The organism is Pseudomonas sp. URIL14HWK12:I12 (assembly GCF_003097135.1).
GTDB lineage: Bacteria > Pseudomonadota > Gammaproteobacteria > Pseudomonadales > Pseudomonadaceae > Aquipseudomonas.
This window is the reverse complement of sequence record NZ_QEQL01000002.1, coordinates 639404-657993: the sequence shown is the minus strand read 5'-3', so window position 1 is coordinate 657993 and position 18590 is coordinate 639404. Positions and strand designations below refer to the sequence as shown.

The following is an 18590-nucleotide window of genomic DNA, read 5'->3' as shown; positions in this document are numbered from 1 at the left end:
GTCACTGGCCGGCCTGCTCATCGCGCGGGCGGTAGAACACGAAGCTGTCGGTTCGGGCGGTGCGCACCATCTTGGCGAACACCGCCGGCGCCACGCTGTGGTCATGAAAGAACTGCGCACCGTGGGTCCGGTCGGGCAACTGGCGGTTGAGGGCCTTGCGGGCGATGTCCTTTGCCAAGGTATAGCGGTCGTCTTCTTTTGCCTGGTCGGGTCGGCCATCGCACCACCAGGAAAATTGGCAGCCCTTGCGTTCCGAGCCTTGCTTGACCACACCGCACACCGAGTCGGGGAAGTCTGGCTGGCCGAGGCGGTTCATCACCACATTGGCCACATCGGCCATGTCCTGGGCACTGCCGCCCTTGGCCTCCCAATAGATCGAACGGGCCATGCAGGTGAGCGCATCGTCCATGGGGGCGGCGCCGGTTGGGTCTACGGCTTGGGCCTCTTTCGGTGTGATGGCTTGTGCCGCCGGTGCCGGGCTGGCTTGTGGGTTCTCGACCGCTTGCTGTTCGAGTTTCTCGGCTTTCTCAGTGGCGACCGCAGCGGGCGTTTGCGCCCAGGTCAGGGGGGCTGTGATACACGATAACAGGGCAAGCAGCATGATGGATTTGCGCATGATCGAACCTTCTACCGGGTTTTTTGATCCTGTTCGCGCCGTGTCGGCCAGCCTGGTCCTAGGCTCGTTGGGTCGGGGGACTTGTGCGGTACGCAATTGACCGCCGCGCCATGGAAACATTCCCATGCCGGCTGGGCAAAACCCTTGCCCGGCGCTATGGTCAAGGCACAACAACGGCCCCCAAGGAGCGTCCCCTCACATGCCCCCCATCCGCCTCGGGCTTGCCGGCTACGGCAAGATCGCGCAAGACCAGCATCTGCCCGCCATCGCCGGCAACCCCGCCTTCGAGCTGGTGGCCATCGCCACCCACGGCCAGGGACACCCTGAACTCCCTACCTTCGGCTCCCTTGCAGAGCTGCTGGAAACAGGCCCGGCGGTGGACGCCATCGCGTTCTGCACTCCACCCCAGGGCCGCTATGGGCTGGTGCAACAAGCCGTCGCGGCCGGAAAACACGTGCTGGTCGAGAAACCGCCCTGCGCCAGCCTCGGCGAGGCCATGGCCCTGGCGGCCAGTGCCGAACGCAGCGGCCTGGCCGGGCTGTTTGCCTGGCACTCGCGCTTCGCCCCCGGCGTGGCGCTGGCCCGTGATTGGCTGGCGGGCATGCGGCTTGAGCAGGTGCACATCCAGTGGAAAGAGCAGGTGCGCAAATGGCACCCCGGCCAGGACTGGATCTGGCAGCCCGGTGGGCTGGGGGTATTCGACCCGGGCATCAATGCCTTGTCGATCGTCACTGCGCTGCTGCCGGCACCGATGTTGCTGGAGCACGCTGAACGGGTGGTCCCCGCCGATCGGCAGGCGCCCATTTCCGCCACCCTGCGCCTGCGTGCCGGCAATGTGGCGGTTGCCGCCGAATTCGATTTCGATCATCAGGGCGACGATGAGCTCTGGAGCATCGAGTTGCGCTGCGTTGAAGGCACGCTGCGCCTGGACAACGGCGGCGCAGTGGCACAGGTGGACGGGGTGCGCCAGCGGCTTGCCGACGAAGGTGAGTACACCTTGGTGTACAGGCATTTCGCGCGGTTGATTGAGCAGCGCCAGCGCGACATGGATGTGGAGCCGCTACGGATCGTGGCCGACGCGTTTCTCGCAGGCCAAGCTAGGCAGGGGCCCGAGTTCGCGTGGTGATCAACGGCCTGGGCACCCGCTCACAGCACGCGGTCGCTTAACGGCAGCCACAGGCTGATGCGCGTGCCCTGCCCTTCTTCGGTGGCGATGCTCAGGCCGCCACCCGATTGCAGCGCCAACCCTTGTACCATCGGCAGGCCGAGGCCGGTGCCCTTGCCGACCCCTTTGGTGGTGAAGAATGGGTCCAGGCAGTGCTCCAACACCGCCTGGCTCATGCCACTGCCGCTGTCGATGACCTTCAAGCGTGCGTAGGTGCCTGCCGCCAGGCCACTGACCTCACCGTCTTCCACCTGGGCCAGGCTGCCGGTAATGCGCAGGCAGCCCTCGCCTTGCATTGCATCTCGGGCATTGACCGCAAGGTTCAGAATCGCCAGCTCCAATTGCTGCGGGTCGATCCACACCGCAGGCAGGCTCGGGTCGATATCGACGTGCACGTCCATGCGCGTACCCAGCGAGCGCCGGATAAGCTCATGAATATCCGCCACCAGCTTCTGCAACATCACCGCCCGGGGTTGCAAGGTCTGCCGCCGCGCAAAGCTGAGCAATCGCCCCACCAACACCCGCGCCCGTTCAGCCGCTTGCAAGGCGCAGCTCACCAAGTGCGCGCTACGTTCATCCGGGCTGCGCCGGCCGATCAACTCCAGTGACGTCATGATGGGCGTCAGCAGGTTGTTGAAGTCATGGGCCAACCCACCGGTGAGCTGGCCGACGACCTCCATCTTGCGTGCCTCGTGCAACTGCGCCAATGTCGCCTCGCGCTCGGCCAGGGCGGCGGCGATGCGCGCTTCCAGGCTTTCGTTGAGCTCACGCATGCGGATTTCCGACAGCACCCGCTGGGTCGTTTCGGTGACGATGCACAGCACGCCGCCCACGCTGCCATCGGGCTCGCGTACAGCCGAATAGGACACGTCGAACCACACCGTTTCACCCGCACCGTGGCGCTCGATGTAGAACGGCCGGTCTTTGGCGGTGAAGGTCTCTCCGGTCTCGTACACCCCCTGCAGCAATGGATGCAGGTCGTCCCAGAGCTCGGCCCAATACTCGATCGCCGGGCGGCCCAGCGCATGAGGGTGCTTGGCGCCGATGGTCGGGGCATAGGCATCGTTGTAGAGCGCCACGAACTCTGGCCCCCAGAAGATCACGATCTGCGCCTGAGCAGGCAAAGCGGTGGCCAGCAGCGTTTTCAACCCAGGAGACCAGGCCGTCAGCGGCCCCAGGGGCGTTCGAGCCGGGTCGAGCCCTTGCAGCAGTTGGCCGACTGCGCCGCCGTTCTGCAGAAAGTACGCAGGGCTCAGCCGCTTTTTGGGGTCGAGATGGCTGGAGAGAAGATCCATGGCAGTGGCAAGGCTACGTCATCATCCCCCGCACGATGCAGGGGCAGGTCGAGCTTAAGAAAGCTTGGCACGGGGTTAGGTTCCGTCGATAAGGCTAAAGCAGGCGTCATTTAGACGATGCGCAGGTGTCACTTGTGCCAGTTGCCCTGATTGTTGTGCGCGTCGACCGGCGCAACAGGGACGCGCGCTGGCCAGCCCTATACTGGCCCGCCCCGCGTTTATGGGGCTACTGCCTAGAAGGAGAACTACCGTGGATCTGAGACGTACGCTGGCCGCCACTCTGGTGTGCACGGGGCTGCTGCTGAGCGGTTGCGGCAATGGCGACAACACTGCCAAACCTGCCGGCGAGAAACAGCAGCAGCAGACGCGCCAGCAGCAGACCGAAATCGAGAAATACAATGCCTACGTCGACGCGGCGAACACCGGCCCGGCTTTCTCCGATGTACTGCAGACCTACGAAAAATACATCCCCGCTCAACTGGCGTCGGGCAAGCCTCTGGATGACTACTACAGCGTCAGCGACACCGCCATCTCGCGGCAACTCACCCTGCTGAACAAGGCCATGGCGATCCCTTACGACATGCCTGAGCTGGATGCGCCAGCCAAGGCCATGGTCAAGGCCCTGAGCGACCTGCAGCCGATCCAGGCGCAACTGGGCCCCTACGCCGACTCCAAGGGTTACCTGGCCGACGGCGGCCAGAAGGCACGCGAAATGCAGCCAGCCTTCATCGATGCGATGCACGCGGTGATCGCCGCCCAGGAGCAGTTCTACGACGGGTTGCGCAAACGTGACGAGATCAACACCCAGGCTGCCTTCGACAATGCTGAAAAGGACACCGCCGAGTATTACCGCGCCGGCATCGTGCTGACCGCCAAGAAGGCCATGCGCAGCGGCCGCGACTTCTTCAACGCGCAGGGCAGCGAAGCGTCGGCAAAGGCCTTCGAGCAGGACATCAATGCGGCCGCCGACATGGTGCAGAAGTGGGATGCCAAAGTGCGTGCCAAGCAGCCTCAGGGCTGCGACTCGGCGCTTTCACCGATGAACCAGTTCATCGGCGACGCACGCTCGTCGATCCAGCATGCGCGCCGTGGCGACTACAAGAACGCCAGCCCGGCCGGTGCCTACTTCAGCACGCAAAAGCGTGATGCCGAAGGCTTCCAGCAAGACTACGCCAACCTGATCAATGCCCTGAACCGCGACGACTGCCGCTTCTGAGCCCTGGCCTTTCAGCGCCCGCTGCAGCCTTGAGCGCAGCGGGCGCGCGGGCTCATTCGCGCACGTGGCGCTGGTGCATCTCGCGCTGCTCCTGGCGCTCCTTGGCCTCTATGCTCAAGGTCGCGGTGGGGCGAATGAGCAGGCGGCGCAGGCCAATCGGCTCGCCCGTCTCCCGGCACCAGCCGTATTCGCCGCGGGCCAGGCGCTCGAGGGCGTCGTCGATCTTGTCCAGCAGCTTCTTTTCCCGTTCGAGCATGCGCAATTGCCAACGGCGCTGCTCCTCGACACTGCCCACATCCGAAGGATCAGCCTGCGGCTGATAGTCGCGCAGGCCTTCAAGCTCGCCGTCGATGCGCGCCTGCAGCTCCCCGCGCTGGGCCATCAGCAGGTCGCGGAAAAACTGCTGCTGAACGCCATCCATGTAGGCATCGGCAGGCTGGGCGAGCAGTTCCTGTTCAGTCATTGCCGGCTCCGCTGGCGGCGAAGGGATCTTCGAAGCGCATCCAGCCATTGGGCTTGAGCGCCATCTCCGCGTCGGTGAGCAGGCAGCCGTCAAGCATGGCGGTCAGGTGTTGCGGGTCCATGCCGATGCCGATCAGCACCAGCTCCTGGCGCGCATCGCCCGTGCCTTCGTGCCAGTTCCTGTCGATGGCCGCCCGCGTCTCGGCCTCCTCGGGCCAGCGCTCCTTGGGCACCGCCGCCCACCAGTAGCCGGCACGGCCGTGCCGGGCGACGGCGCCAGCTTGTGACCAGTTCCAGGCGAACGCCGGTGTGCTCGCGAGCCAGAAGTAACCCTTGGAGCGGATCACCCCGCTCCACTCCCGGCCTACCACCTGGTGAAAGCGCTTGGGGTGAAAGGGCCGCCGCGCCCGGTAGACGAAACTGCTGATGCCGTACGCCTCGGTTTCAGGTACATGCTCACCGCGCAGCTCGGCCAGCCAACCGGGGGCACTGGCAGCCTGCTCGAAATCGAACAGCCCCGTGCCCAGTACGTGCTCCAGCGGCACTTGCCCAAACTGCGCCTGGACAATGCGCGCGCGCGGGTTGAGGCCACGAAGAATCCCGACCAGTTGGTCGCGCTGCGCTGCATCGATCAGGTCAAGCTTGTTCAGTACGATCACGTCGCAGAACTCCACCTGGTCCACCAACAGGTCGACCACGGTGCGAGTATCTTGCTCGCCCATGGACTGGCCGCGCGCCTGGATGCTGTCGCGCGAGACATAGTCATTGAGAAAATTGAAGCCATCGACCACGGTCACCAGCGTGTCGAGCCGCGCATGGTCGGACAGGCTGCTGCCGTCTTCGCCGGTGAAGGTGAAGGTTTCGGCCACCGGCAGCGGCTCGGAGATGCCGGTGGACTCGATCACCAATTGATCGAAGCGCCCGGCACGGGCCAAGCGCTCGACTTCCAACAGCAGGTCTTCGCGCAGGGTGCAGCAAATGCAGCCGTTGCTCATTTCCACGAGCTTTTCATCGGTGCGCGATAACTGTGCGCCGCCGTCGCGGACCAGCGAGGCGTCGATGTTGACCTCGGACATGTCGTTAACGATCACCGCCACCCGGCGGCCTTCGCGGTTGTTGAGGATATGGTTGAGCAACGTGGTCTTGCCGGCGCCCAGAAAGCCTGAAAGCACGGTGACGGGTAAAGCGCGAGCTGCGCTAGCAGGGTTCATGGGTGCGACTCCGACGGGCAGTGAGATCAAGCTTTTTAATGTTATATTATAACAATATGATCACTGGCAAGGTGGCCGAGGCTGCGCGACCGAGGCAGTACCGGCTCGTTTTCTGCTCACCTTCGAGTTCATCGAAAGGCACTGGCTGATCACTGGGCACCATTGATCAGCCAAGGTGTGAGCGGGCGCGGCGACCGGCACTAAAAGCGCTACGGTCTCTTTCGCCCCGGGCCAACTATCGGCACAATGCGTGTCTTTTTTTTGGCTGGCCGCGCCGGAGGCCTTGAAATGCTCAAGACGCCCTATTACCTGATCGACAAACAGAAGCTGCTCAAGAACCTCGAGAAGATCGCCTACGTGCGGGAAAACTCCGGGGCCAAGGCCTTGCTGGCGCTCAAGTGCTTCGCGACCTGGTCGGTGTTCGACCTGATGCAGCAGTACATGGACGGCACCACCTCCTCCTCGCTCTACGAGCTCAAGCTCGGCCGCCAGAAGTTCGAAGGCGAAACCCATGCCTACAGCGTGGCCTGGGCCGACGATGAAATCGGCGAGATGCTGGAGAACTGCGACAAGATCATCTTCAACTCTATCGGCCAGCTGCAACGCTTTGCCCAAGCCAGCGAAGGCAAGGTGCGCGGCCTGCGGGTGAACCCGCAAGTCAGCTCCTCGGACTACCTGCTGGCCGACCCGGCGCGCCCCTTCAGCCGCCTGGGCGAATGGGACCCGGCCAAGATCGAGGCAGTCATCGGCCAGGTCTCCGGCTTCATGTTCCACAACAATTGCGAAAACGGCGACTTCGGCCTGTTCGACCAGATGCTGGGCACCATCGAAGAGCGCTTCGGGCACCTGCTGCACCAAGTGAGCTGGGTGAGCCTGGGCGGCGGCATTCACTTTACCGGCGAGGGCTACGCGCTCGATGCATTCTGTGCGCGCTTGAAGGCTTTCTCGGAGAAGTTCGGCGTGCAGGTGTACTTGGAGCCGGGAGAGGCTGCGATCACTCAGAGCGCTTCGCTGGAAGTGACCGTGCTCGACACCCTCTACAACGGCAAGCACCTGGCGGTGGTCGATAGCTCCATCGAGGCGCACATGCTCGACCTGTTGATCTACCGCCTCGACGCCAAGATGGCCCCCAACGACGGCGAGCACACCTACATGGTGTGCGGCAAATCGTGCCTGGCCGGCGACATTTTTGGCGAATACCGCTTCGATCGCCCACTGGCAATCGGCGACCGGCTCTCGTTCGTGGACGCTGCCGGCTACACCATGGTCAAGAAGAACTGGTTCAACGGCCTGAAAATGCCGTCCATCGTTGTGAAACAACTCGATGGCAGTATCGAACTGGTACGCGAATTCGGTTTCGACGATTACCTGAGCAGCTTGTCGTAAGTGGGGTGGCAAGCGCTGAACGCCGCAGGGCCTTCAGCGCTGCGCCCAGCTTAGGCGCCTCGTCGCCCGGCAAGCCGGCCTTCCCTAGCTGTTGCATTTCAATCCAGAGCCCATCGGCCTCATGCAAGGAGACACAGAGAAATTGAAGAAGAACGTTCTTATCATTGGTGCAGGAGGTGTCGCCAAGGTGGTGGCCCACAAGTGCGCGCAGCACAACGACGAGCTAGGTCGTATCGCTATCGCGTCACGGAACATCTCCAAATGCCAGGCCATCATCGACAGCGTCAAGGCCAAGGGTAGCCTCAAGCAACCGGCCGAGATCCACGCCTTCGCGCTGAACGCCCTCGACATCGAGGCCACCAAGGCGCTGATCCGCGAAACCGAATCGCAGATCGTGATCAACGTTGGCTCCGCCTTCTTGAACATGTCGGTGCTGCGCGCTTGCATCGATACCGGCGCCGCCTACCTGGACACCGCCATTCACGAAGAACCCGGCAAGATCTGCGAAACACCGCCCTGGTACGGCAACTACGAGTGGAAACACCTCCAAGAGTGCCAGCAGAAGAACGTCACCGCCATTCTTGGCGTGGGTTTCGACCCGGGCGTTGTCAATGCGTACGCCGCATTGGCGCAACAACAGTATTTCGACCGCATTGACTCGATCGACATCCTCGACGTCAATGCCGGCTCCCACGGCAAGTACTTCGCCACCAACTTCGACCCGGAAATCAACTTTCGCGAGTTCACCGGGCAGGTGTGGAGCTGGCAGAACAGCCAGTGGACCAGCAACAGCATGTTCGAAGTCAAGCGCACCGACGACCTGCCGGTGGTAGGCGAGCAAAGCCTGTACCTGACCGGCCATGACGAAGTGCACTCGATCTCCAAGAACCTCGACGTGCCCAACGTGCGCTTCTGGATGAGCTTCGGCGAGCACTACATCAACGTGTTCACCGTGCTCAAGAACCTGGGCCTGCTGTCCGAGCAGCCGGTCAAAACAGCCGAAGGCCTGGAAGTGGTGCCGCTGAAGGTGGTCAAGGCCGTGCTCCCCGACCCCGCTTCGCTGGCGCCGGGCTACACCGGCAAGACCTGCATCGGCGATCTGGTCAAGGGCACCAAAGGTGGCCAGCCGCGCGAGCTGTTCATCTACAACGTGGCCGACCATGAACAAGCCTACGCCGAGACCGATAGCCAGGGCATTTCCTACACCGCTGGCGTGCCACCTGTGGCCGCAGCGCTGCTGGTCGCCCGCGGCGTTTGGGATGTGCAACGCATGGCCAACGTCGAGGAGCTGCCGGCCGAGCCGTTCCTGGAAGCACTGGACGTAATGGGCTTGCCGACTCGCATCAAGGACGAGCACGGCGACCGCGCCTGGAACGCCAAGTAAGCTGCGCCCCCAGCACCGAACTGCACACCGACGTGCGGTTCGGTGCTAATCCCTGAGCCACTTGTTCAGGATCGCCTCGATCGTGCCATCGGCACGCAGGCGGGCCAGTGCCGCTCGAAAGCGATCGACCGTTTCCGGCGGCGTCCCACGGCTGAATGCCAGGCTCAGCCCCTCGTCGCGCGACAGCTCCGGCAGCGCCAGGCTCTTGACCAGCACCTTGTCCGGGTCGTCCCCATTCTTGCGCACCAGGTACACTGCGTTGAGCTCATTGGAGATCCACAGCTCCACGTGATCGACCTTGAGCTTGCGGTAGTTGTATTCATACTTGCTGGTAGCTTGCAGCTCGGAGCCAGGCTTGAAGCCTTTGCCGATCAAGTATTGCTCGCCGACATCTTCATGAACCGTTGCGATCTGATGCCCACGGGCGTCGGCCAGGTTGTCGAGCCTGACGGGGCGGTCGGCGAGGCTATACAGGTACCACCGGGTGGGGGCAAGGGCGCCGACCCACTGAAACAGCGGCTCACGCTCAGCCGTGCGGGCGATTGAGTAGATCAGCACATTGGGCACGTTCAATGCCATGTCATAGGCCCGCGCCCAGGGCAACACTTCGATGCGCGCACTGGCGCCCGCCTCGCGCATCACCGCCTGCACGATCTCGGTGGACAGCCCAGTGACCCTGCCATCGCTGCTCATCATGTTGTACGGCGGTAGCTCTTCGGTGACCACTCTCAACGCAGGAGCCGCCAGGCATTGGCCCGTTGCCGCAACCAGTGCCAGCCACCCCCACAGCCCAAAGCGAGCGATTCGCATGGCACCATCCTGTCCCGTGAAATATTTGCCAAGTGTAGGCGCAGGTGGCGGCGGCGTCAGCTGTCGGCTGCCCAGCAACGGGCGCCTTCACCGGCGGCGGGCGCCTCGCTGACAGCAACGTCAACGCCAGGCGTAGGACACCCCTACGAACACGCCGCGCCCTTCACCCGGGAACGAACGGGCAACGTCTGCGCCCTTGTCGTCATAACCGGGGCTGACCGTTGCGGCGTAGCGCTCGTTGGTGAGGTTGCGCAGGTCGACCCAGCCGCTCCAGGCCTGCCGGGGCGAGGCGTAGCCTAGCCGAGCGCCGTAGAGCGCATAGGCACGGGTGTAATAGGAGTTGGCGTAGTCCACCGCGCGTCGCCCGGCACGCTCGGTGTTGACCGCTGCGTACCACCCCTCGGGCAGGCTGTAGCGCAGCTCGGCCTGGTAGTACTGGCGTGGGATGCCGGGCAAGGCGTTGCTGCCGAAGCGGCCATCGTCGCGGTAGTGGAAATCGCTGTAGGTGAAGGCTTGGGTCAGCGCCAGCTTGCCGGCCGCGCCGCCCTCCCACAGCGGCGTCTCCAGGCCCAGCTCTACGCCCTGGTGCACCGTGGGGCTGGCGTTTACCTCAGCCACCACTTGTGAGGTGGTGGGCGTGGCGGCTTGGGTCTCGACGCTCAACAGCTCGTGGCGCACTTCAGAGCGGTACACCGCTGCGCTCCAGGCGCCCAGCGGGCTATCACCCCGGCCGCCGACCTCAAGAGTGGTGGCGCTCTGGTTCTTCAGGTCGATGCCCTGCCGTGCCAGCCCGCGGGCCGGGCCGCTGGTGAAGTACCGATTCGAGCTCCACAGCAGCGACCAGGCATGGGGCGGCTCCACGGAGCGGCTGAGGTTGCCGTACAGCTCAAGGCCTGGGCTGAGCTGCCAACGCAAGCCCAGGCGCGCGGCGTAGTCCCAGGCGTGCTGGCTGACCGAACCGCCGCCCTGGGGGTAGGTCACGTCCGATTGGCGCCGGGTGTAGATCGCCGCGATGCCGCTGGTCAGCCACAGGTCGTCGGCCAACTGCAGCTCGTTGCCCAAGTGCAGCACGCTGTCCGAACCCAGGTAGCTGTAGTGGCGCGTGGTGGTGCCGGGCGCATAGCCAGCCGTATTGCCCGCCGGGGTGCGCACGTATTCGGAAGCGCCACTGTTGGGCATCGCCTGGGTGGTGCGCAGGCCCAGGGTGGTCTGGCTGGTGCGGCCTGCGAATTCATCGTCACGCACGTAGTTGAGCACACCGCTGACGTCGGTGTAGGCCACCTTGATGCGGTTGGTGCCCTCGCGCAGGTCCATGGGGTAGTCATGGTAGGCAAGGCCCGCTTCCAGGCGTTGGTTATCGGCGAAACGCCAAGTGGTCTTGTTGGCAAGCCATGTGCTGCCCGGCTCGATGCGCTTGGCATCGCGGGCCAGGTAGCCGGCGTTGGCAACGTGGGGGTTGTGCTCGATTTGCGCACGGGTCAGGTTGCCAGGCATGTCGTTGTCGGTTTCGCGGTAGCGAAAATAGAACCGGGTCTCCAGCTCTGGGCTGAAGCGATAGCCGAAGTTGGCGGCCACACCCTGCCCGCTGCCGCCGCTGTGCTCGCGCTCGCCGTCGCTGGCCGAGTCGGTGAGGCTGACAAAGTAATCGGCATCGCCCAGCACTTGCCCGGAGCTGATCTCGCGTTTGGCGTACCCCTTGCTCCCGGCCTCGTAATGAACGCCCAACAGCGGGGCATCCAGGCCGGTGCGGCTGATGTAGTTCACCGCCCCACCCAGGGCCAAAGCACCGCGGTCGAAGCCGTTGGCGCCGCGCAGCACTTCAACGCCGCTGGCCCACAACGGCTCCTTGAGCTCGTAGGGGGTGCCGCCAGGGCCGGTCAGCGGCAGGCCATCAAAGGTTTCGTACAGCCCCGAGGCGTGTGCGCCGGGGCCGCGGTTCAAGCCCGAGCCACGGATCGACAGCTTGATGCCTTCGTTGTTGGTGGCCTGGGCATACACGCCCGGTTGCAAGCGAAACACGTCGGCGTTGGTGCTGCTGCGGCCCTCGCCGACCTGCTGCAGGTCCACATAGTTACTCGCCCCCGGCAGGCGATGCAGGGCCTCCCGTGCACGGCTGGCCTGCTCTTCATTCGGGGCCAGCCCTGCGGCTGTGACCTCGACGCTGCCCAGCTCCAGCGCGTCATCGTCGGCCAACGCCGCGCCACTTAAAACCAGCGCCGCGCCGTAACCCAGGCAGGAAAGCGCCCGGCGGGCGAACGGGGGAGCGAGCGAAAACATGCGGAACATCCTGAACTGAAGCTGCGAAACGGGCGCGCAGGGCTGCCGCGGTTACACAGGGTACGAAGATCGAAGGCGGGGCTAAGCCCGTGGGTGGCGGGGGTTGGAAGCCTGGCGTGCGCGTAAAGTCACGCCAGGGGTGGCACGCCCGGGCGAACCCGGGCGGCCAGGCAGGCACAACTCAGTGGCTGGCCGGCAGTGCGTAGGCGATCACATAGTCACCCCGGTCAGGCGACTGGCGACCGCCACCTGCGGTGACCACGATGTACTGCTTGCCGGTTTTCGGCGATACGTAGGTCATCGGGCCGCCCTGGCTGCCGACGGGCAAGCGTTGTTTCCACAGCTCGTCACCGTTGGCGGTGTTGTAGGCGCGCAGGTAGTAGTCCTGGGTGCCGGCGATGAACACCAGGCCGCCCTGGGTCGACAAGGTGCCGCCCAAGGTCGGCATGCCGATCGGCATGGGCATGTGCATCTTGATGCCCATCGGCCCCTGATCTTCGACGGTGCCCACCGGCACCTGCCAGGCAATGCTGCGGGTATGCAGGTCGATGGCCGATAGGGTGCCGAACGGCGGCGCCTGGCACGGAATGCCGGCGATGGACAGGAAGCGGTTCTTGTTCACCGCGTATGGAGTGCCCTTGAGCGGCACCGCGCCCATGCCGGTGTTGATCGATTCACCGCCGGAGGCCGCCTTGGCGTCCTTCTGCTGCGGGACCATCTTGATCCACAGGCCCAGGCGCATGTCATTGGCAAACAGGTAGCCGTGCACCGGGTCGAACGACAGGCCACCCCAGTTCATGCCCCCCAGCGAGCCGGGAAAGCTGAGCGAGGTGTCGGTGCCCGGTGCGGTGTACAGGCCGTCGTAACGCATCTGTTTGAAGGCGATGCGGCACAGCATCTGGTCGAAGGGCGTGGCGCCCCACATGTCCGACTCAGTCAGGGTCTGGTTGCCCAGCTGGGGCATGCCCACCGAGCGCGGCTGGGTGGGCGAATAAGGCTCGCCGGGGATGTTGGCTGCCTTGACCGGGACTTCATCGACCTGGGTCAGCGGCTTGCCGGTCTTGCGGTCGAGCACGTAGAGCTGCCCGGCCTTGGTGCCAATGATCACTGCCGGTACGTTCTGGCCGTTGACCGGGAAGTCCACCAGGCTCGGCTGCATGGGCAGGTCGAAGTCCCAGAGGTCGTTGTGCACGGTCTGGTACACCCACTTCTCTTCACCGGTGCTGGCGTTGAGCGCTAGCACCGAGGCACCGTACTTGTGGTTCAAGGCGGTGCGCTCGACGCCATAGATATCGGTGGACGAGCTGCCCATGGGCAGGAACACGGTATTCATCGCCGCATCGTAAGACATCGGCGCCCAGCTGTTGGGGGTGCTGCGCACGTAGGTCTGGCCCTCTGCAGGCGCTTTCTTGTCCTCGGGGTTGCCCGGGTCGAACGCCCAACGCATCGCACCGGTGATCACGTCGAAGCCGCGGATCACACCGCCGGGCATGTCGGTCTGCACGTTGTCAGCCACGCGGCCGCCAACCACGACGGTGGTGCCGGCCATCAACGGTGCCGAAGAAAGTTGGTAGTAGGAGTCCGGAACGGTGCCCAGGCCGGCCTTGAGGTCGACGACGCCGTTATGGCCGAAGCCTTGGCAGAACTCGCCGGTGTCGGCGTCAACCGCGATCAAGCGGGCGTCGATGGTGTTGGTCAACAGGCGGCGTTGGCAATTGGCACCGGCTGGCAGGCTGACTGGGATCACCGGCGTATTACCGGCTTCCGAGGTGCTGGCGGTGGGCTGGGTGGCGTCGAAGTACGCCAGGCCCCGGCAGCGTTGCCACACCTTGGACTGGGCATTGATTTCGTTCTTCCACAGCTGTTTGCCGGTGTCGGCGTCCAGCGCGATGACATTGTTGTGCGGGGTGCAGATGAACACTTTGTCGCCCACCTGCAGCGGGGTAAGCTGGTCTTCGGCCCCGTTCCCGTCGCTGAGGGCTACATCGCCGGTGTGGTAGGTCCAGGCGGTGACCAGCGAGCCGACGTTGCTGCGGTTGATCTGGTCGAGCGCCGCGAAGCGGCTGCCGCCTTCGTCGTTGCCATAATGCGCCCAGTCTTTCTGGGCCTTGGCAGGGTCGACCTGAGTCAGGCCAGGGCCTGCGCCAGTGACCGGCGCATGCGGTTTGAACATGCCCCACGCCCCCCCAGCCAACGCCACCGCCAGCAACGCTGCCAGGCCGTAACCACCGGCGCCGGCAGCCAGCCCGTTGCGACGCCGCAAGCTGGGGTAGGCCAGCGCCACGACAAGGCTGAGCACACCCGGTGCGAACAGGCGCGAGACCTGTGGCCAGAACTCAAGGCCCGCATCGGCCAGCGCCCAGATCACCGACAGCACCATCACCAGAGCGAACAGCCAGGCCCCGAACAAGCGCTGGCGGAACAACGAAAGTGAAGCGATCAGCATGCCTACGCCGGCAAGGGCGAAGTACCAGCTGCCGCCAAGCGTAACGAGATAGCCGCCCAGGGCGGTGTAGAGCAAGCCAAACACCAGCACACCGAGCGCCGCCAGCCAGATCGGCCAGCGGCGGCCGGTGGCCTGCGTACGTGAGTCAGTCATGTTGCATCGATCCTGCGATGGGAAATTCGGAAGGTCGCGTGCCCGTGCAGCGGTTGCCGGAGGGGGCACGCTCAAAATGTAACAATTAGTTAGTTCATAAAGGATACCGAAAATCCCACAGGGGTGCGACAACCTGTCCTACTCAAGGAAGGGAATTGACTGTTGCTCGAATCGCAACAATCGGCAGGAAGACAGGCGGGGCGACATGGCGCCCCGCCTCGGGGGAGTTACGCGAACAGGTTGCGGACGTTGTTCATCGCATCGTCGGCGAAGGCCTGCAGAAACGCCTGGAACCCTGGGCGATCGGCTTCGGTGCCGGTATAGGGCTCGCCGATGATGGTCCAGGTGGCGCGGCTCTGGCCTTGGCCTGCTGGCTCGACCTGCATGGCGGCCCACAGGTTACCGATGTTGAGCGAGGTGTAGATCAGCGACCAGGTCATGTGCATCGCCGCGTCGTCGCGGCTGTTGAGCTGCTCGATCACCACATTGCCGTCCTTGAACAGCTTCTTGCGCACCGAGCGCACGCCAGTGCCGGTCATTTCGATGTGCGACAGCGCCGGGATAAACACCGGGAAGCCGGCGAAGTTACCCACGATGTTCCACACCTTCGCCGGCTCTGCATTGACCAGCACCGAGGCAACTACCGGCACGCCGGTGGGGTTGGCAATCAGGGTATCGGGTTCGAACGTTTGCATCAGAAGCTCCTTGTGACGTTCAGATGAAGTCGATTTCTTTGAGGTATTGGCAACCACGGCGCAGCAGGCCGTGGTTCTTTTCCGGGTACTGGGTACCCATGGTTTCCACGCCACGGCGGGCGTTGTCGTGCTGAATGTGCGAGATGTCGCCGATGTCTTCCTCGAAACCGTTGAGGTAAAAGCCGACCACGCCGAACAGCGCGTTGTCGCTCCCGATCGCCCCCAGGCGCTGTTGCCACTGGCTCACAGGCACCCAGCTGAACTCGTGCCCTGCCTCGCGAAAAGCCTGCACGTAGTTTTCCCAGCTCAGGGGCTGCGGGTTATGGAGGTTGAACACCGCCTGGCGGCGTTGGAAACGGCTGGCGTGGAAGGCAATGAAGCGGGCCAGGAAGTCCACGGGCATCAGGTCGAAATTGAGCGACAGTTGCGGCACTTCGCGCAGCTGCAGCGACCCTTTGAGCATCAGCATCAAGCGGTTCTGGTGCGGCTGGCAGACGCCGGTGCGGGTGCTGAAGGTTATGTTGCCGGGCCGGTAGAGATTGACCCATACCCCCTGCTCGCAGGCTGCCCATAGCACCCGCTCGGCCACCCACTTGGACAGGTTGTAGCCATTGCGGATGTAGATCGGCGGCGTCGGCGCCGGCGGCGCTTCCAGCACCCGGCCGTCATCGTCGACTGCGCTGGCGGCCGACAGTGTGGAAATAAAGTTGAAGATCTTCTTGGTGCGGCCTTCGCACAGCTTCAGGCACTCCAGCACCGGGGCCACGTTGTCTTTGACCAGCGACTCGTAGTCGAGCACATGGTTGACGTTGGCCGCGTTGTAGATCAGCGCACCGTAGTGAGCGTCGAGCTCGGCCCAGGTAGCGACGTCCAGGCCCAGCCTTGGCTGGCTGATATCGGCCTCGATCACCCGCACACGAGCCATGTCCAGATGTTCCAGGCGGTTGTCGCGCAAGGCCTGGGCAAAGCGCTGCGCGGCACTCTGGCCAGCGCTGCCACGCACCAGGCAGGCCACTTCCGTAGTGCCCAGCTCCAGCAATGCCTGCACCAGGTGCACCCCGAGAAAGCCATTGGCGCCGGTGACGATCACTTTATGCACATCGCCCAGCCGCTCTGGCCCAAGCACCTGGAGGTCAGGGCAATAGGCGGCATCTTCGAGCGCGCGCGGGCTTACCCGGGCCGAGGCCGGTTCATCCTGAGCCAGCAGCTCGGCCAGGTTGCGGATGGTCGGCAGCTCGATGAAGCGATTGATCGACACACCCTTGCCGAACGCCTCGCGCAACGCCATCAGCATCTGCGACAGCAAGATCGAATGCCCACCCAGGTTGAAAAAGCTTTCCTGCACGTCCAGGTCAGCCGGGGCCATGTCCAACAGGCCTGCCCAAATGGCCGCAACGCGGCGTTCAAGCTCGTTGGCAGGCCCCTGAACAGCGCTGGCGTCACGCTCCTGCAACGGCAGCGCTGCCAAGGCATGGCGGTCGAGCTTGCCGTTGGGGGTCGCTGGCAACTGTTCGAGCAGGCGCCAGTGGGCGGGGCGCATGTAATCAGGTAACTGCGCTTGCGCCCAGGCCTTCAGCGCCTGGGTGGCTTCATCCGGTTCCAGCGCGCGCGGCTGGGCGAAAAACGCCAGGATGCGCCGCTGGCCATCGATGGTGATCGCCAGCTGATTGAACAGGCCACTGCCACGCAGTACCTGCTCGATTTCCTCTGGCTCGACGCGGAAGCCGCGAATTTTCACCTGATTGTCACGCCGGCCGACGATCTCGATGCCCCGCGTGCCCCAGCGTGCCAGGTCACCGGTGCGGTAGAGCCGCCCCGGCAGCCAGGCCGGCGCCTGGATGTAGCGCTGGGCGGTCGCCTCCGGTGCATTGAGGTAGCCCAGGCCCACGCCGGGCCCGGCGATGTGCAGCTCCCCGACCTCGCCCTCGCCTACCGGCAGGCCCTGTTCATCGAGCAAAACCACTTGCGTGTTGGCGATCGGCTGCCCCAGCAACCGATTGGAGTCGCCCGAAGCGAATCGATGAGAGGTGGCAAGCACCGTGGTTTCAGTCGGGCCGTAGATGTTATGCAGGTGGGTGTGCGGTGCAAGTGCCTCCACCACGTGGGGCTCGCACACATCACCGCCGGTGATCACATGGGCCATGCCGAAAAGCGTCTGCAACGGCAGGATGCTCAACAGCGCAGGCGGTAGAAAGCCATGGCTGACCCGTGCCTGCTGGATCAACGCGCCCAGTTGGGTGGGGTCACGGCGCTGGTCTTCGCTGGGCACCACCAGGCAGGCCCCCACCATCAGCGTGGGGAAGATGTCCAGCATCGAGGCGTCGAAACTGACGGTCGAAAACTGCAGCGCATGGCTGTCGGCATCCAGGCCCACGTGGCCGATGTACCAGGCGCAGAAGTGGCTGAGGTTGGCGTCGGAGAGCTGCACCCCTTTCGGCTCGCCCGTAGTGCCGGAGGTGTAGATGGTCACACAGGGCTGTTCAGCCCGGCGTGGCGCACGCAGCAGGCTCTGGCGTGGCGCAAGGGCTTCGCGTTGCTGGCCCGCTATACCTTGGTGCATGAACGGAAGCCGGCTGACGTCCAGTACTGGGCAGGCTGGCTCGCACCCTTGCTCGCCGGCATGGATCAACACGCACGCCTGCGCATTGGTCAGGATCTGCAACCTGCGCTCCAGCGGATGAGCAGGGTCCAGTGGCAAGTAGGTGGCCCCGCTGCCAAGCACAGCCAGGATGGCCGCGTATAAGTGCAGGCCCTTGGGCAATGCGATGGCGACTACCGGCGGTGTTGCACTGTCGCTGAGCAGCAGGGGGGCCAGGCGCTCCTGAATCACCAGGCTGGCGGCGTGCAATTGCGCGTAGCTGACCGCGCGGTCTTCGAGCAACAACGCGGTGCGCTCTGCGTGGGCAAGCAGGCTCTCGCTCAGCACGGAGACAAAACCGGCTTGCGCCTGCGCCAGCAGTGCAGGCCGAGCGGTGGCATTGTGCACGTGCTGCCACGCCGCCTGCTCCAGCCAGGCGAGGGGCTGGCCGGCCAATTCGGCCACCGTGCCATGGCAGGTGAAATACTCGTCGCTGCGCGAGAAACCACTGACGTGGTCGGCGCAAGCTTCGGCCAATTGCGCCGTGGCACGCGCACTCAGGTCTGCGCCATTGCCGGACGCTTCAGCGCCCACCTCGACGCGCTCCAACCGCCGCCACTGGCCAGGCAGCGCCACCCCGACCTCCAACGCCACGCCTTGGTCGCTGCTCCAGCCGGCCTCGGCGAATACTCGAAGGGTCAGGCGCGGCACGTTCGCTGGGCAGTTGACACCCCCTGCCCCCTCGTCGATCAGCAGGTCGTGCTCATCGAGCAGCGCTGACCCGCCAGCCGGCAACCACACCACCTGATGGCCGTACTCCTCCAACAGGGCCGCGACAGTTTGCAAAGCACGGCTGCTGCCAAGCAGGCCGATACTGAGATTTTTCATTTCTCGCT

Annotated in this window: 12 protein-coding genes and 1 pseudogene; 4 read left to right on the top strand and 9 right to left on the bottom strand. The window is 64.3% G+C overall.

From position 1 onward, the window contains the following. Window position 1 precedes the first annotated feature (1 nt). Window positions 2–616 (bottom strand): cell wall hydrolase, encoded by a 615-nt coding sequence (locus tag F474_RS09955; protein WP_097085307.1) that lies wholly within the window; start codon window positions 614–616, stop codon window positions 2–4. A gap of 199 nt (window positions 617–815) precedes the next feature. Here F474_RS09955 and F474_RS09950 point away from each other — a divergent pair, with 199 nt between their 5' ends. Next, window positions 816–1742, top strand: a complete 927-nt coding sequence (locus F474_RS09950) for a Gfo/Idh/MocA family protein (protein ID WP_097085308.1) — start codon at window positions 816–818, stop codon at window positions 1740–1742. Between the two features lie 35 nt (window positions 1743–1777). On the opposite strand, the pseudogene F474_RS09945 reads toward F474_RS09950, so the two are convergent. After that, window positions 1778–3076: pseudogene (locus tag F474_RS09945) on the bottom strand (nitrogen regulation protein NR(II)); the annotation flags it as partial. Between the two features lie 250 nt (window positions 3077–3326). On the opposite strand from F474_RS09945, the gene F474_RS09940 reads away from it, so the two are divergent. Next, window positions 3327–4292 (top strand): DUF3829 domain-containing protein, encoded by a 966-nt coding sequence (locus F474_RS09940; RefSeq protein ID WP_165830294.1) that lies wholly within the window; start codon window positions 3327–3329, stop codon window positions 4290–4292. A gap of 52 nt (window positions 4293–4344) precedes the next feature. Here the strand turns inward: F474_RS09940 and dksA are convergent, their stop codons facing one another. Further along, window positions 4345–4755 carry an RNA polymerase-binding protein DksA gene (dksA, locus tag F474_RS09935; protein ID WP_097085311.1) on the bottom strand — a complete coding sequence of 137 codons (411 nt, stop codon included), beginning with the start codon at window positions 4753–4755 and terminating at the stop codon, window positions 4345–4347. Further along, window positions 4748–5965: a zinc metallochaperone GTPase ZigA gene (gene zigA / locus F474_RS09930; protein WP_097085312.1), complete on the bottom strand. Its 1218-nt coding sequence runs from the start codon at window positions 5963–5965 to the stop codon at window positions 4748–4750. Before zigA ends, dksA begins: the two co-directional genes overlap by 8 nt. A gap of 288 nt (window positions 5966–6253) precedes the next feature. On the opposite strand from zigA, the gene F474_RS09925 reads away from it, so the two are divergent. Both F474_RS09925 and F474_RS09920 read left to right on the top strand, forming a co-directional pair. Continuing rightward, a complete protein-coding gene (locus F474_RS09925; protein ID WP_097085313.1) occupies window positions 6254–7351 on the top strand; it encodes a carboxynorspermidine decarboxylase in 1098 nt (365 codons plus the stop codon). Window positions 7352–7493: 142 nt separating this feature from the next. Continuing rightward, a complete protein-coding gene (locus F474_RS09920) occupies window positions 7494–8735 on the top strand; it encodes a saccharopine dehydrogenase family protein (protein ID WP_097085314.1) in 1242 nt (413 codons plus the stop codon). Window positions 8736–8780: 45 nt separating this feature from the next. Here the strand turns inward: F474_RS09920 and F474_RS09915 are convergent, their stop codons facing one another. From F474_RS09915 to F474_RS09895, 5 genes are all read right to left on the bottom strand, one after another. Then, window positions 8781–9545, bottom strand: coding sequence for an ABC transporter substrate-binding protein (locus F474_RS09915; protein ID WP_097085315.1), 765 nt, complete (start codon window positions 9543–9545; stop codon window positions 8781–8783). Window positions 9546–9665: 120 nt separating this feature from the next. Then, the gene (locus tag F474_RS09910) at window positions 9666–11822 is read right to left on the bottom strand and encodes a TonB-dependent receptor domain-containing protein (RefSeq protein ID WP_097085316.1); all 2157 of its coding nucleotides are present in this window, start codon (window positions 11820–11822) and stop codon (window positions 9666–9668) included. A gap of 181 nt (window positions 11823–12003) precedes the next feature. Then, window positions 12004–14421 carry a glucose/quinate/shikimate family membrane-bound PQQ-dependent dehydrogenase gene (locus tag F474_RS09905; RefSeq protein WP_097085317.1) on the bottom strand — a complete coding sequence of 806 codons (2418 nt, stop codon included), beginning with the start codon at window positions 14419–14421 and terminating at the stop codon, window positions 12004–12006. A gap of 227 nt (window positions 14422–14648) precedes the next feature. Further along, window positions 14649–15116, bottom strand: a complete 468-nt coding sequence (locus tag F474_RS09900; RefSeq protein WP_097085318.1) for an SRPBCC family protein — start codon at window positions 15114–15116, stop codon at window positions 14649–14651. A 19-nt stretch (window positions 15117–15135) separates the two neighbouring features. Then, a complete protein-coding gene (locus F474_RS09895; protein ID WP_097085319.1) occupies window positions 15136–18582 on the bottom strand; it encodes an amino acid adenylation domain-containing protein in 3447 nt (1148 codons plus the stop codon). Window positions 18583–18590: the final 8 nt, after the last annotated feature.